The sequence below is a fragment of the Ruegeria sp. B11 genome (assembly GCF_056539785.1).
The window spans coordinates 1301191-1315309 of record NZ_JBQFVO010000001.1 but is presented as its reverse complement, the minus strand read 5'-3'; the positions used below and the strand labels follow the sequence as shown (position 1 = coordinate 1315309).

10 protein-coding genes are annotated in these 14119 nt (G+C 59.2%); 5 read left to right on the top strand and 5 right to left on the bottom strand.

Features of this window, described 5'->3' with window-relative positions:
- Nucleotides 1-11 precede the first annotated feature (11 nt).
- The 3 genes from ACR0I1_RS06650 to ACR0I1_RS06640 all read right to left on the bottom strand — a co-directional run bounded on the left by ACR0I1_RS06650 (nucleotide 12) and on the right by ACR0I1_RS06640 (nucleotide 5473).
- Nucleotides 12-1172 (bottom strand): benzoate/H(+) symporter BenE family transporter, encoded by a 1161-nt coding sequence (locus ACR0I1_RS06650; RefSeq protein ID WP_480705536.1) that lies wholly within the window; start codon nucleotides 1170-1172, stop codon nucleotides 12-14.
- A gap of 146 nt (nucleotides 1173-1318) precedes the next feature.
- On the bottom strand, nucleotides 1319-4480 hold the full coding sequence (locus ACR0I1_RS06645) for a valine--tRNA ligase (RefSeq protein WP_480705534.1): 3162 nt from the start codon (nucleotides 4478-4480) through the stop codon (nucleotides 1319-1321).
- 93 nt (nucleotides 4481-4573) lie between these two features.
- Complete coding sequence (locus ACR0I1_RS06640) at nucleotides 4574-5473, bottom strand: phytanoyl-CoA dioxygenase family protein (RefSeq protein WP_170404230.1); 900 nt, start codon at nucleotides 5471-5473, stop codon at nucleotides 4574-4576.
- Between the two features lie 177 nt (nucleotides 5474-5650).
- On the opposite strand from ACR0I1_RS06640, the gene ACR0I1_RS06635 reads away from it, so the two are divergent.
- The 3 genes from ACR0I1_RS06635 (at nucleotide 5651) to ACR0I1_RS06625 (ending at nucleotide 10198) form a co-directional block, all read left to right on the top strand.
- Nucleotides 5651-7942 (top strand): xanthine dehydrogenase family protein molybdopterin-binding subunit, encoded by a 2292-nt coding sequence (locus ACR0I1_RS06635; protein WP_480705532.1) that lies wholly within the window; start codon nucleotides 5651-5653, stop codon nucleotides 7940-7942.
- Nucleotides 7920-8996, top strand: a complete 1077-nt coding sequence (locus tag ACR0I1_RS06630) for a DUF2235 domain-containing protein (RefSeq protein ID WP_170397244.1) — start codon at nucleotides 7920-7922, stop codon at nucleotides 8994-8996. The genes ACR0I1_RS06635 and ACR0I1_RS06630 overlap by 23 nt, the downstream gene beginning before the upstream one ends.
- A 110-nt stretch (nucleotides 8997-9106) precedes the next feature.
- Nucleotides 9107-10198: a Hint domain-containing protein gene (locus ACR0I1_RS06625; RefSeq protein WP_170663854.1), complete on the top strand. Its 1092-nt coding sequence runs from the start codon at nucleotides 9107-9109 to the stop codon at nucleotides 10196-10198.
- A gap of 53 nt (nucleotides 10199-10251) precedes the next feature.
- Here ACR0I1_RS06625 and ACR0I1_RS06620 read toward each other — a convergent pair whose 3' ends face one another.
- A complete protein-coding gene (locus ACR0I1_RS06620; RefSeq protein ID WP_170397240.1) occupies nucleotides 10252-10821 on the bottom strand; it encodes a GcrA family cell cycle regulator in 570 nt (189 codons plus the stop codon).
- A 126-nt stretch (nucleotides 10822-10947) separates the two neighbouring features.
- Here ACR0I1_RS06620 and ACR0I1_RS06615 point away from each other — a divergent pair, with 126 nt between their 5' ends.
- Nucleotides 10948-11751 carry an ABC transporter permease gene (locus ACR0I1_RS06615; RefSeq protein WP_170511463.1) on the top strand — a complete coding sequence of 268 codons (804 nt, stop codon included), beginning with the start codon at nucleotides 10948-10950 and terminating at the stop codon, nucleotides 11749-11751.
- Here the strand turns inward: ACR0I1_RS06615 and ACR0I1_RS06610 are convergent.
- The gene (locus ACR0I1_RS06610; protein WP_480705529.1) at nucleotides 11733-12623 is read right to left on the bottom strand and encodes a DMT family transporter; all 891 of its coding nucleotides are present in this window, start codon (nucleotides 12621-12623) and stop codon (nucleotides 11733-11735) included. The two genes, ACR0I1_RS06615 and ACR0I1_RS06610, sit on opposite strands and share 19 nt — an antisense overlap.
- A 294-nt stretch (nucleotides 12624-12917) precedes the next feature.
- Between ACR0I1_RS06610 and ACR0I1_RS06605 the strand changes: the two genes are divergently transcribed.
- A complete protein-coding gene (locus ACR0I1_RS06605) occupies nucleotides 12918-14105 on the top strand; it encodes an acetylornithine transaminase (RefSeq protein WP_480705527.1) in 1188 nt (395 codons plus the stop codon).
- Nucleotides 14106-14119: the final 14 nt, after the last annotated feature.

Here is a 14119-nt window from a genome sequence, read left to right as displayed (position 1 = left end):
GATGAAAGGGCTCAGCGCACTCGGTTTGTTGCCAGATATGCGATACCGCCAGCCAACAGCCCCCAGACTGCCGCGCCCAATCCAAAAACCGTTATTCCAGAGGCTGTGATGGCCAGTGTCAAAATAGCCGCTTCGCGCTCGACAGGGACGTCCAGTGCGGCATGCATGGCATTGGCCAGGACCCCGATCAGGGCCACACCTGCCAGAGTGCCCATAAGCAGCGGGTCGGCATGGGCGGCAAAACTGGTGATCGCCACGGCAAAGATACCGAAGAGGCAGTAGAACACGCCACCCATGATTGCCGACCAATAACGCTGCGCCGGTTCGGGGTGGCTTTCCTCGTTGGAACACATCGCTGCGGTGATTGCGGCCAGGCAGGTTGCGGGCGCCCCGAAAGGGGCCGAAAGCATGCTTGCGCCACCGACGGATGAAAACAACCGGCCGGGAACAGGATCAAAGCCAAAGCTGCGCATCACCGCGACGCCGGGGATATTCTGTGTCGCCATCGTGACGATAAACAGCGGTACGCCGATCCCGATGGCCGACGCGACCGAGAATGATGGCATGGTCCAGATCGGAGCCGCGATCAAACGATCCGGCATCAATTGGGCATCTCCTGCGTTCAGCGACACAATAATAGCCGCCGTGACCACAGCTGCCGGAACCGCGATCAACCGATTGAAACGGCCCGCGACAAACCACGTCAGGATCACCGGCAACGCCTGCCATGGAATCTCGACCGCCGCCTGGAAGGGCACAAGGCATAGTGGCAAGAGCACACCTGCCAGCATTGCTTGCGCCAGTGTTGTGGGAATTGCTGCTGCCAATCGTCCCAGCGGCTTCCACAGCCCTGCCAGAACCGTTAATGCTCCGGCGCACAGGAACGCACCAATCGCGCCTGAAAATCCCTCGACCGGGGTGGCCGAAACGGCTAACAGAGCGGCCCCCGGGGTCGACCACGCAACGCTGATCGGCATTTTGTACCGCAGGCTGAGGACGATGGCTGCAAGCCCCATGGCAATCGCCGCACTCATCAGACCCGAGGCGGCTTCCTGCGATGAAGCTCCCATCGCGCCCAACCCCTGCAGCACGATGGGAAACGAGCTGAAGAACCCGACAATGGCCACAACCAACCCGGTTGAGACGGTCTGCATCGGAGGGAAAGATCGCATCGTCAGTGCCTCGCCAGGTTGTTTCGCCGAAGTGCTAACAAGCGGGGCGTGGCGTGAACAAGGGGAAAGCTCTGAGGGTAAAGAAAAACCTCACCGCCGGTTGGGTGGTGAGGTTCGATTTCAATATATCAGCAGCAGGAAAAAGATCAGGCAATTTCAGCCAAACGGGCGAGAGCTTCGTTTAGCTTGGCTTCTTCTTCTTCGCGGGCGGCAAGGTTAGCTTTGGCTTCTGCAACAACCTCTTCCGGGGCCGATGCCACGAATTTCGGGTTGTTCAGGCGCCCGCGCAGACCGCCGAGTTCCTTGGCCAACTTGCCTTTGGCTTTTTCCAGCCGTTCCTTTTCCGCACCAATGTCGATGATGTCCGCCAGTGGCAGGCCAAAGGAGGCACCGGGGGCGGCAATCGAGATCGTGCCCTTTGGCAGTTCATCCGCCTTGGTCAGGCTGTCGATCCGCGCCAGACGTTTGATCAGCGCTTCGTTGCGGTCCCATGCAGCTTGGCCGTGCGCGTCAATCTCAGTCACCAGCATCGGCACGTAGAGGCCAGCAGGAACCCGCATCTGTGCACGGGCCGAGCGGGTGTTTTCGATCACCGAGATCACCCAGTTCATTTCTCGATCCGCATCCGCGTCGATCAGGTTAGCCGCCGTATAGGTTGGCCAGTCTGCATGCACGACCATCTTGGGCCGCGTGCCGGTCAGGCCCCACAGCTCTTCGGTGATGAAAGGCATGATCGGGTGCAGCATGACCATGCACTGGTCCAGAACCCAGCGCATGGTGGCGCGGGTCTCGGCCTGTGCCTCGGCGTCATCGCCTTGCAGCAAGGGTTTAGAGAGTTCCACGTACCAGTCGCAGACCTTGCCCCAGACAAAGGCATAAAGCCCGTTGGCCGCATCGTTGAAACGATAGCTTTCCAGCGCCGCGTCGACCTCTTCCCGCACACGGGCGGTTTCACCGATGATCCAGCGGTTCACGGCGGCTTTGGGTTTCAGGTCAGTCACGTCCAGTTGCGGGACAGCGTCGGTGAAGACCTCATTCATCTCGGCAAAGCGGACGGCGTTCCACAGTTTGGTGCCGAAGTTTCGGTAACCTGTGATGCGCTCGCGCGACAGTTTCAGTACCCCGCCAATAGCCGCCATTGAGGCATTGGTAAAGCGCAGCGCGTCAGCACCGAATTCGTCCACGATCTCCAACGGGTCGATCACGTTGCCGGTGGTTTTGGACATCTTCTTGCCCTTCTCGTCGCGGACGAGCTGGTGCAGATACACGGTGTGGAACGGGATTTCGTTCACCACCGCCAGTTGCATCATCATCATCCGCGCGACCCAGAAGAACAGGATGTCAAAGCCGGTGATCAACACATCGGTTGGGAAATAGCGCTCTAACTCTTCAGTCTTTTCAGGCCAGCCCAGCGTGCCGATAGGCCAGAGGCCGGAAGAGAACCATGTGTCGAGTACGTCGGGGTCGCGCCAGACCGGGTAGACCAGCTTGGTCGGGTCTTGTTCGACTGCGTATTGAGCAAGGCTTTCGGCGAACTGATGGATCGCTTCCTGCTTATCGGCAACTTCGATGACAGTCGCGTGGCTCAGCGGGCTGGGTATATTGGCATTGTCGTCGAGGAATTTCTCTGTAACGGCCTCAAGGCTTGCCGCGCATTCCATGACATTGCCACGATGCAGCATGCCGCCTTCGTTGAGCAAACGACCCAATTCGACCAAATCAAGGTCGCCGTCGTTTTCGTCGTCCTTGAAATTCTCAGCCGAGAGATCGAGACCATACCAAACCGGTATCTGATGCCCCCACCATAGCTGGCGCGAGATGCACCACGGCTCGATGTTTTCCAGCCAGTGGTAATAGGTCTTCTCGCCCGACTCGGGGATGATCTTGACAGTGCCGTCCTTGACCGCGTCCAGCGCAGGGCCGACGACCTTGGCGGCGTCGACGAACCATTGGTCGGTGAACATCGGCTCGATGACGACTTTCGAGCGGTCGCCGAAGGGCTGCATGATCGGTTTGCTTTCGACCAGCGGCACCAGCTTGTCCGCGCCTTCGTGTTCCGGCTTTAAAGCGGTCGAACCCAGACGTTGATCATCCGCGCGAGTCATGACAGCCAGACCGTCTGTAGTGATCTCCTCGACGACCTTCGCACGTGCCTCGAACCGGTCGAGGCCGCGCAGATGATCAGGGATCAGGTTGATCGCGTCGATCTCGTTCTCGGTGAACTCTCGCCCGCGCGCGTATTCCTGCGCCTTGTCCGCCTCTTCGGCATAAGGCGCACCATCGGCGCGCATTGCGCCTTTGGTGTCCATCAGGCGATACATTGGAATGCCGCCGCGCTTGGCGACCATATTGTCGTTGAAGTCATGTGCACCGGTGATTTTCACCGCGCCCGAGCCGAAATCTGGATCAGGGTAATCATCGGTGATGATCGGGATCTGACGGCGATGCTCTTTCGGGCCAACCGGGATTTCGCAGAGTTTTCCGACGATGGGCGCATAGCGCTCATCCGATGGGTGAACCGCAACTGCGCCGTCGCCGAGCATGGTTTCGGGGCGAGTCGTGGCGATCGAGATATAGTCGCGCTCTTCCTCCAGCACGATATTCCCGTCCTCATCTTTCTCGACGTAGGTATAGGTCTCGCCGCCCGCCAGCGGGTATTTGAAGTGCCACATGTGGCCTGCAACTTCGATATTCTCGACCTCAAGGTCCGAAATTGCGGTCTCGAAATGCGGGTCCCAATTGACCAGCCGCTTGCCGCGATAGATCAGGCCCTTTTCGTACATGTCGACAAAGACCTTGATCACTGCGTCGTGAAAATTCGCAGAATTTTCGTGGCCTGTGCGCGGGTCACGCGGCGCACCCGCCATGGTGAAGGCGTTGCGCGACCAATCACAGGACGAGCCCAGGCGCTTGAGCTGCTCGATGATCGTGCCGCCGTATTCTCCCTTCCATTCCCAGACCTTGTCCAGAAACGCCTCACGTCCCAGCTCACGACGTCCCGGCTGCTGGGTGTTGGCCAACATCTTTTCCACCTGCATCTGCGTGGCGATACCAGCGTGGTCCTGACCGGGCTGCCATAGCGTGTCGAACCCGCGCATCCGGTGCCAGCGGGTCAGAACATCCTGCAGCGTGTTGTTGAACGCGTGGCCCACATGCAGCGCACCCGTCACGTTCGGCGGTGGGATCATGATGGTAAAGCTCTCGTCGCGCGATTTGTTCGCGCCTGCCTTGAAGGCTCCGGCCTCTTCCCAGGCCTTGTAGATGCGGGCCTCGGCTTCGGCCGCGTTGAATGTCTTTTCCATCGCCATGGGGTGCGTCCTGCGTCATCAATCTCGGGTCAGCGCCTGCAATAGCGAATGCGTAAGGGAAGGGGAAGGGTCTGCGCGGCGGTCCTGCAATGATCAGCCGGGATTTGATGGGGCGGGCGCATAAAGATCCAGCTTTTCGCTGGCCCCTTGCCCCATCGCCTTGGCCTGATCGCTGCGGATGCGCGCGTGCAGGTCCAGCGCCTCAGGAGCAAACAGCTCGGTCGGCTCAGGGATATGGATGAAATTCCCCACCCGGTCCTCGCCCCGCGCCAGAATGGCATAGTCGCGATCCGCCACTTTTTGCTGCGCATTGGGGTTGAGATAACGGATAGCCAGGCCAATTCGACGATCATCAGATACGTTCGGCCCTGACCCATGAATGGTCAGCCCATGGTGCAGCGACATCTGGCCGGGCTGCAACTCGATATGGGTTTTGTCTTCCTCCGCGACATCGACTGCCACCTCTTGCCCACGCGACAGCAGGTTGTTGTCGGAGAACGTATCATTATGCGGCAGGATCGGGTTCTTGTGGCTGGCCTTCACGAAATCCATGCAGCCACTCTCAACCGTCGCAGGGGATAGGGCGATCCAGGCGGTCAACTGGTCCGAGGTTTCACCCATACCCCAATATGTCAGGTCCTGATGCATGCCCACCACTTGCGTCGTGCGCGGTTCCTTGATGAACAGCTCAGCCGACCACAACAGCAGGTCTGGGCCCAAAACACCTTCGACAACGTCCAAAACGCGCGGGTCCAACGCGATGCGAGTGGCAAATGGCATCACCACATGCGCGTTGATGCGTTTGTACATGTTCAGGGGTAGCGGCAGGTCAGCCTCGCGCCAGCTGGCCTCGACATCTTCCAACTCGGCACGGTACCCGGCGGCTTCTGCGGCAGAGAACACGGGGATCGGAAATATAAACCCATCATCCCAATAGGCCTCGGCACTTTGGCTGTCCAATCGGCCATTCGTCAGCTTGATTTCTTTGGGCATGGAAACCTCCACTCGACTGAATTTAGGTTCAGCCTAGGCGCGGCCCAGATCGGCGTGCAACGCTGTTTCCAGACATGAATGTCGCTTTCAGACCGTGCGGGGTTAATTTTCTCAGCCACTGGACAAGGTCCTGCTTCACGCTAGGGTCGCGCATTCAGGCAGCCAGAGGATCATCCCATGGAAAAATTCGGCAAAAGCCAGCCCATCAAACGGACCGAGGACCAGCGGTTTCTGACCGGGCAGGGGCAATACATGGACGATTCTGTGCCCGAGAATGCGCTGTTCGCAGCATTCTTTCGCAGCCCGGTGGCGCATGCCACCATCACGTCGCTGGACCTTGAAGATGCACGTACAGCGGATGGGGTGCGCTTGGTCATGACGCTGGAAGATCTGACTGCTGCCGGGATCGATACGGTGATGAACGCGACTACAGTCGCCAACCGCGACGGCAGTCAAGGCGCTGCGTCCGAGCGGAACATGCTGGCCAAGGACCGCGTGCGTTTCGTCGGAGAACCCGTTGCGGTCGTCATTGCCGACTCGTTGTTACAGGCCCGCGATGCAGTCGAATTGATCTGGATGGAAACCGAAGACCTGCCGGTCAAGATGGATGTCGCTGCGGGTGGCGAACCTTTGCATCCACAAGCCCCCGACAACCGCGCCTTTGACTGGGGCTTGGGTGATGAGAAGGCGACCAATGACGCCTTTCAGGCAGCGGCGCGCACCGTCGCGCTGAACGTGCATGACAACCGGGTCATCGTGAGCTCGATCGAACCGCGTGGCTGTCAGGCCGATTGGTCGGGTGGCCGTATGCATTTCTCATATGGCGGGCAGGGTGTCTGGGGGATGAAAGCGCAGCTGGCACAAAAGCTGAAACTGGACCCCGAGGCGATCCGCGTCACTACGCCAGATGTCGGCGGCGGATTTGGTATGAAGGCGATGCCTTATCCCGAATATTTCACCGTTGCTGTTGCTGCCATGAAACTGGGCCAGCCGGTGCACTGGATGTCGGACCGGTCCGAAGCGATGTTGTCCGATCACCACGGCCGCGACCTGACCTCACTGGCGGAGCTCGCCTTTGATGCCGATCACAAGATCACTGCTTACCGGGTCCACAGCAAGATCAACCTTGGCGCTTATAACAGCCATTTCGCGCAGGCGATCCAGACCAGCCTGTTCAGTAAGGTTTTGATGGGTGTCTACGATGTTCAGACCACCTACTTGCGGGTCGAAGGATTCTTCACCAACACCACGCAGGTCGACGCCTATCGCGGTGCCGGGCGACCCGAGGCGATCTATGTGCTGGAACGCGTCATGGACCGTGCTGCGCGTGAGTTGGGGATTGATCCGTGGGAGTTGCGGCGCAAGAATTTCATCCGACCCGAAGCCTTCCCCTATAAGACCGCAACCGGCGAAACCTATGATGTGGGTGAGTTCAACATGGTCCTCAGCCGCGCCGCCGAACAGACTACGGGCTTTGAGGCCCGCAAAGCGGCGGATGCGGAAAACGGCCTGATCCGGGGGCAGGGGCTTTGTTACTATATCGAAAGTATTTTGGGAGACCCTTCCGAAGGCGCGAAGATCGAGTTTTGCGAGGACGGAACGGTGAACCTCTATGTCGGCACTCAGTCCAATGGGCAAGGGCACGAGACCGTCTATGCCCAGTTCCTATCGGACCAGACAGGGATTCCTTCGCACCTGATCAATGTTGTGCAAGGCGACACGGACAGGCTGGCGCAGGGCGGCGGAACCGGCGGATCACGCTCGGTCACGATCCAAAGCAACGCGACACTGGTCACAGTTGATACGATGATCGCCGCATTCACGCCCTATCTTGCGGATAAGATGGGGGTCGAGGAAAGCGATGTGACCTTCGACCATGAAACCTTCCGCGCGCCGGGGTCCAACCTGACCCCCACGCTGACCGAGGCGGCCGAGATGGCGCGCGCTGACGGGCGCACCGATCTGTTGCAGCACGAAGCCCGCGCTACGCTAGATGCACGCAGCTATCCCAATGGTGCACATGTTGCCGAAGTCGTTATCGATTCTTTCACTGGTGAAACATGGGTCGACCGCTACACGGTGGTGGATGATTTCGGCAATCTTATCAACCCGATGCTGGCCGAGGGGCAGGTGCATGGCGGGGTAGTGCAGGGTATCGGCCAAGCACTGACCGAGCATGTTGTTCATGATGCCGAGGGGCAACTGCTCACGGCTTCGTTCATGGACTACGCCTTGCCCCGCGCTGCTGAGATACCCATGATAGAGTTTACCTCGGCGCCGGTTCCGTCAACCGCCAACCCGATGGGGATGAAAGGCTGTGGCGAGGCAGGCACCGTGGGCGCACTGGCCGCAGTGGCGAACGCGGTACAGGATGCGCTCTGGGATCACGGGGTGCGGCAGGCGGATATGCCTTTCACACCTCACAAAGTTTGGGAATTGTTGACGCATGGTTTTGTCGCGGCTGAGTAGAAAGGTACTGGGATGGCTCGGACGGCCTCTGCGGTCCGAGCACTCGGCCGAAACGCGCCACCGCGAACCTGTCAGCCATGTCATCATTCTTGACGGCACCATGTCGACGCTGGAAGCAGGGCGGGAAACCCACGCGGGCCAGACTCTGCGCCTGTGCTGCGAGATGGGCAGCCAGGTTTCGGTTTTCTACGAATCCGGCGTGCAGTGGGAAAGCTGGAAGTCCACTATGGACGTGATGATGGGGCGGGGTATCAACCGTCAGATTCGTCGGGCCTATGGTTATTTGGCTTCGCGTTACAAACCCGGTGATAAGATCTTTTTCATCGGCTATTCACGCGGCGCATACGGGGTCCGCAGCCTTGCGGGCGTGATCGATGCTATCGGGTTGCTCAAGGCCGAACACGCCACTGTCCGCAATATCAAACAGGCCTATCGACACTATGAATGTAACGCCAATGGCGAAGCGGCGGCGGTCTTTCGTCGGGAGTTCTGTCACGAGGATGTCGCCATCGAGATGGTCGGCGTCTGGGACACGGTCAAGGCGCTGGGCCTGCGCCTTCCGCTGCTCTGGCGCTGGGCCGAGGAACGCCATGCCTTCCACAACCACCAGCTTGGCCCTGCCACCCGCCACGGCTATCACGCCATGGCGCTGGACGAGACCCGCGAGGTGTTCGAGCCGGTGCTGTGGAAATGCACCCCCGACTTCAAGGGCCATATCGAGCAGGTTTGGTTCCGCGGCACCCACGGCGATGTTGGCGGCCAGCTGAACGGGTTCGAAGAGGCCCGCCCCCTCAGCAACATCTCCCTGATCTGGATGCTGGACAAGGCCGAGCTGCACGGCCTGCCATTGCCCGAGGGCTGGCGCGACCGTTTCCCTACCGATCCGCATGCGCAATCCGTGGGCACCTGGCGTGGCTGGGGTAAGATTTTCCTGCTGCGCAAGCATCGCAAAGTAGGGCGTGACCGGTCAGAGAAACTGCATGTCTCGGTTTCGCCCGAGGAACTACCCCGATGGGTGCCGATGCCAAATCTGCCTTCGCATCCGGCGCAGTAACAGAAGCAACAGCTTGCCTTCCTATGAAAGTTGTATCAACAGCAGCCACAGCATTTCTGTCCCGTCAGTGCCGGGTGGACGTCTTAGCATCATCGAAAGACATGTGATTTATGCCGGATCCATACTTTTCTGAGCTCAAATACTTAGGTGGCCCGACCCTGGATTTTATCGAGGTCGCGGTTGACGCTGGTACGGATGTCTCGGGGTTGGTCGTGACGATCTATTTGAGCAATGGCTCGATCCGAACCACCAATACTCTGGCCGGTATCACGCCGACAACGGTTGCCGGTCGCGATATCTATGTAATCGACACGACAAGTTCCGGGACATTTAACGGATTGGGTAAAACCAATGGTATCTCGCTTTCCGAAGGGACAACGGTTTATCAGTTTAATTCTTTCAGCGATCCTCCAAGTCCCGGCCCGATCACTGCGAACACTGGCCCGGCCAATGGTATGCAATCCACAGTCATCGGGCAGGCCGGCGCTGGCGATTCCCTGATTTCGACCGACAATGGCGGCACATATACAGTCAATACCGATCCCACCCCGGGCAGCATCCCCTGTCTGACTGCGGGCACACTCGTATCCACTGATTTGGGTCCGGTGCCGGTAGAAGATCTGAAGCCTGGCCAGCTGCTTTTGCTGGCGCGGGGTGGCAACCAGCCTTTGCTGCAGATCTTGCGCCGTTCACTCACTGCGCGCGAGTTGCGCCGCAATCCGAAACTTTATCCAGTGCGAATTTGCGCGGGCGCACTTGGACAAGGCCTGCCCCGACGTGATCTGCTTGTCTCGCGTCAGCATCGCATGCTGGTGTCCTCGGCGATTGTGAAACGCATGTTCGGTCGTTCTGAGGTTCTGGTCGCCGCGATAAGGCTGACCGATCTGCCGGGGATTTATGTCGATGAAACCGTAGACAGCGTCACGTATTTCCATCTGGTCCTGGCGACGCACGAAGTGATTATCGCCGAGGGTGCCCCGACCGAAAGCTTGCTGATAGGACAGGAAGCGTTGAATTCACTCCCTCCTGCAATGGTCGAGGAACTTACTGTATTGTTTTCGGGCATTTCGACCGGGGGCCTCTCGGATACCAGTTATCTGGTGCCGGACAACGCGCGTCAGAAACAGCTGGTGTCGCGCCACGCTCAACACGCCCGATCATTGCTATCCGACTATACGGAAAGCACCCGTTCTGCAGACTAATGTTGATAGAGCGTTGGCCAACCAAGGCCAACACCCGCTGTCATGTCTAAGAATTACCGCCGACGATCTCTGCGCGAGCTCATCGGCTGGAACGCCACGCCCACATGCGCTTCGCAATAGGGTTTGCCTGCCTCGACGGGCAGGCCGCAGAACCAGAAATCCTCGGTCGCGGGGTCGCCGACAGGCCATTTGCAGGTCTTTTCGGTCAGCTCCATCAAAGACAGCTTCTTGGCCTTCTTTTCAATCTCGTTGACCTTGGCCAAAGCCTCGGGGCTGATCTCATTGGCCGACGGTTGCGGAGGCAACGGCTGGCCGGCGGGTATGATCTGGCGACGGGCCGGGGTGACCGGTTTGGCCTCGGGGGCTGGCACCGGACGGGCCGGTTCAGTCTTGGGTGTCGGTTTCGGTTTGGCCTCGGCCTTGGGCGCGGGGGCCGGTTTTTCCTTAGGCTCGGCCTTTGCCGGGCTTGCACCGGTGGCGCGATTCGACAGACCCAGACGGTGCACCTTGCCGATCACCGCATTGCGGGTCACGCCGCCCAGTTCCTTGGCGATCTGGCTGGCCGACTGGCCCTCGCCCCACATCTTTTTCAGCAGCTCTACACGCTCGTCAGTCCAGGACATCATTTGCCTTTCAAAAGCGGAAAGCGGCCCCGGATTCGGGCCGCCTTGGGAAATCATCTCAGCGCCCTATTCTAAACACTGCGGCCCGAGTTACAAGCGGTCTTCGAATCAGGTATGGGGCAGAGCATGCATAATCTCATGGATCACGACGCACGCCGCTTTGGCGCGGTGAATTGGATGGGCCTCTATACACTGGCGCAGCGCGAAACCCTGCGCTTTCTGGCCGTGTGGACGCAGACCCTGCTGGCACCGCTGGTGACGGCAGGCCTGTTCCTGCTGATCTTCAACATTGCCATTGGTCCCAGCCGACCGGATGTGATGGGGGTGCCGTTTCTGACCTTTCTGGCACCGGGCATCATGATGATGACCGTGATTCAGAACGCCTTTGCCAATACATCGTCATCGATGGTGATCGCCAAGGTTCAGGGCAATATCGTCGATACGCTGATGCCGCCGCTATCGCCGCTGGAAATCCTGTTGGGTTATCTGGCCGGAGGCATCGCCCGCGGTATCCTGATCGCCCTTGTTGTCGCAATCGCTCTGGCGTTGGTTCTGGGCATCGTGCCGCAGAACCCGATGATCGCACTGATATTCGTGGTTTTAGGCGGCGCGTTCATGGGCGCGCTTGGGCTTTTTGCCGGGATTTTTGCCAACAAGTTCGACCAGATGGCGGCGATCACCAATTTCATCGTCACGCCTTTGGCTTTCTTGTCCGGCACTTTCTATTCTGTGCAGGCGCTACCGCCAGTGCTCAATCGGCTAAGCCATGCGAACCCGGTCTTCTATCTGATTGACGGGTTGCGCTATGGGATGATCGGCGTGTCCGACAGCTCTCCTTGGTTGGGCATGGCGATCTGCGCCAGCGCGACATTGTTGGTTGGAGGATTGACCTGGCAGATGTTGCGCACCGGCTACCGGCTCAAGGCCTGACGGTGTATCGCCTCGCGCCAGACCAGAATCAGACCTCCGGTCAGGATGATGGCCGAGCCGATCAGGCTGATCCCATCCGGTATCACCTTGAATACCGCGAAATCGTAGAAGGCAGCGAAGATCAGCGTAGCGTAGCTGATCGGAGCCACAAAAGAGGCATCCGCCCGCGCCATTCCGTTGACGAAACAAGCCTGCGCACAGGCCATTAGCACACCAATCGAGGCCAGCGCCGCCCATTGCTGAGGCGTCGGCATCTGGAAAATGAAACTTACCGCGACTGTCGCAATGGTCAGACCCATCGCATTGTTGATCAGCAGAATCTGGATCGGTATTTCTCGGCCCGAGAGCTTTTTGATAAAGATCAGTTCCATCCCAATTATCACTGCTGCGGTCAGGGCCAGTAATGCAGCGGGTTGAAAGCTAGCGGGCGTTGGACGCAACAGAACCAAGGCACCGATCAAGGCCACGATGGCGGCCAACCAGCGCCACGGGCCGACACCTTCTTTCAGCAGCGGGATCGCCAACATCATGGCAAAGACCGGGTTCAGGAACGAGATCGCCGTCGCATCCGCAATCGGTATGAAAGCAACGGATGCAAACATCAGCGTGATCCCCAGCCAGCCGAAGCTTGTCCGTCCGATATGCAGACCCCAATGCGGGCGGCTCAGGCGGGGGCGCATGATGCCGACGGCTGTCACGATTACCAGAAAGGCAAACAGAAACCGTCCATGGCTGATCTGCATCGGATGCAGGGCAGGGCCAAGCACATCCGTCCCCAGTGCTTTCGCCAGCAATGTGGTCCCTGCGAGAAGGGCGCTGGCCGCAAGGATCAGCAAGGCCGCAAGGGCAGGATTCTGACGTACCGGTGTCATGGTTCAGCCGTGCGCCAGCGTCGGGTAAATGACAAGCGGTAAATCACGGTCTCAGAATGATTTTTGCCCCGATCGCAAAAACGGGGTTTTCAGACCCGGTGCACCCCGCTATACGGCCTCACATGATCAATACCGCACATATCCTGCGCCTCCGACGCCGACGCCTGACCGCATAATCGGCCCGTTTGATCCATTTGCGCTGTCCAAATCCGCGCAAACCCCACCAAATCAGTTGACGACCATGGCTCCAGTGTATCACTCACAGGGCTCAAGCTATTCGAAAAGGATGATCCGATGATCCCGTCCGTTCTGCCGACCTATAACCGCGCGCCCCTGACATTCGTGAAGGGCGAAGGCGCCTGGCTGACCGAGGCGGATGGCCGACGTTTTCTGGATCTGGGCGCGGGCATAGCGGTGAACGCGCTGGGTCATGCACATCCGGCGCTGGTGGCGGCCCTGACGGAACAGGCGCATGCGCTGTGGCATGTTTCAAACCTCTATAACATCCCGCAACAGCAGGCACTGGCGGACAAGCTGGTGGAACACACCTTTGCCGATACTGTGTTCTTCACCAATTCGGGCACCGAATCCTGCGAATTGGCCGTCAAAATGGCCCGCAAGTGTTTCTATGACAAAGGTCAGCCCGAGAAGGTCGAGATCATCACTTTCGACGGCTCATTCCATGGCCGGTCATCGGCGGGTATCGCCGCCGCCGGGTCCGAGAAAATGACCAAAGGTTTCGGCCCGCTGCTGCCAGGCTTTGTCCATCTGACATTCGGAGACCTCGACGGTGTCACCAACGCCATCACCGACACCACGGCAGCCATCCTGATCGAACCGGTTCAGGGCGAAGGCGGCATCCGCCCCGTTCCGGATGCAGAGCTGAAAGCCTTGCGCCAGATTTGCGATGATAACGGCCTTTTGCTGATCCTCGATGAAGTCCAATGCGGCGTTGGGCGGACCGGCAAACTCTTTGCACATGAATGGGCCGGCATCACGCCGGATATCATGATGGTCGCCAAAGGCATCGGCGGCGGTTTTCCTCTGGGTGCGGTTCTGGCCACCGAAGAGGCCGCCAGCGGCATGACGGCAGGCACCCACGGCTCGACCTATGGCGGCAACCCCTTGGGCTGTGCCGTTGGCTGCGCGGTGATTGATCAGGTCGCTACTCCGGCCTTCCTCGAAGGTGTGAATCGCAAGGCAGGCCTGCTGCGTCAGAAGCTCGAAGGCCTGATCGCGGACCACCCCGAAGTATTCGAGGAGGTGCGCGGCTCAGGTTTGATGCTTGGCCTGAAATGCAAACCCGCCAATATCGACGTGGTCAACGCTGGCTATGACAACGAGGTCATAACGGTCCCCGCCGCAGATAACGTGATCCGCCTGCTGCCGCCGCTGACCCTCACCGAGGATGACATCGCACAAGCCCTGATCCGCCTCGAGAAAACTGCGGCACAAGTCGAAAACGCAATGGCTTCGGCCTGAACTCGCCTGATTGA

What these genes read in the sequence shown, in the direction of transcription:
- ACR0I1_RS06650 (WP_480705536.1), bottom strand. Translation starts at nt 1,172, where the DNA reads ATGCGATCTTTCCCTCCGATGCAGACCGTCTCAACCGGGTTGGTTGTG.
- ACR0I1_RS06645 (WP_480705534.1), bottom strand. Translation starts at nt 4,480, where the DNA reads ATGGCGATGGAAAAGACATTCAACGCGGCCGAAGCCGAGGCCCGCATC.
- ACR0I1_RS06640 (WP_170404230.1), bottom strand. Translation starts at nt 5,473, where the DNA reads ATGCCCAAAGAAATCAAGCTGACGAATGGCCGATTGGACAGCCAAAGT.
- ACR0I1_RS06635 (WP_480705532.1), top strand. Translation starts at nt 5,651, where the DNA reads ATGGAAAAATTCGGCAAAAGCCAGCCCATCAAACGGACCGAGGACCAG.
- ACR0I1_RS06630 (WP_170397244.1), top strand. Translation starts at nt 7,920, where the DNA reads ATGGTTTTGTCGCGGCTGAGTAGAAAGGTACTGGGATGGCTCGGACGG.
- ACR0I1_RS06625 (WP_170663854.1), top strand. Translation starts at nt 9,107, where the DNA reads ATGCCGGATCCATACTTTTCTGAGCTCAAATACTTAGGTGGCCCGACC.
- ACR0I1_RS06620 (WP_170397240.1), bottom strand. Translation starts at nt 10,821, where the DNA reads ATGTCCTGGACTGACGAGCGTGTAGAGCTGCTGAAAAAGATGTGGGGC.
- ACR0I1_RS06615 (WP_170511463.1), top strand. Translation starts at nt 10,948, where the DNA reads ATGCATAATCTCATGGATCACGACGCACGCCGCTTTGGCGCGGTGAAT.
- ACR0I1_RS06610 (WP_480705529.1), bottom strand. Translation starts at nt 12,623, where the DNA reads ATGACACCGGTACGTCAGAATCCTGCCCTTGCGGCCTTGCTGATCCTT.
- ACR0I1_RS06605 (WP_480705527.1), top strand. Translation starts at nt 12,918, where the DNA reads ATGATCCCGTCCGTTCTGCCGACCTATAACCGCGCGCCCCTGACATTC.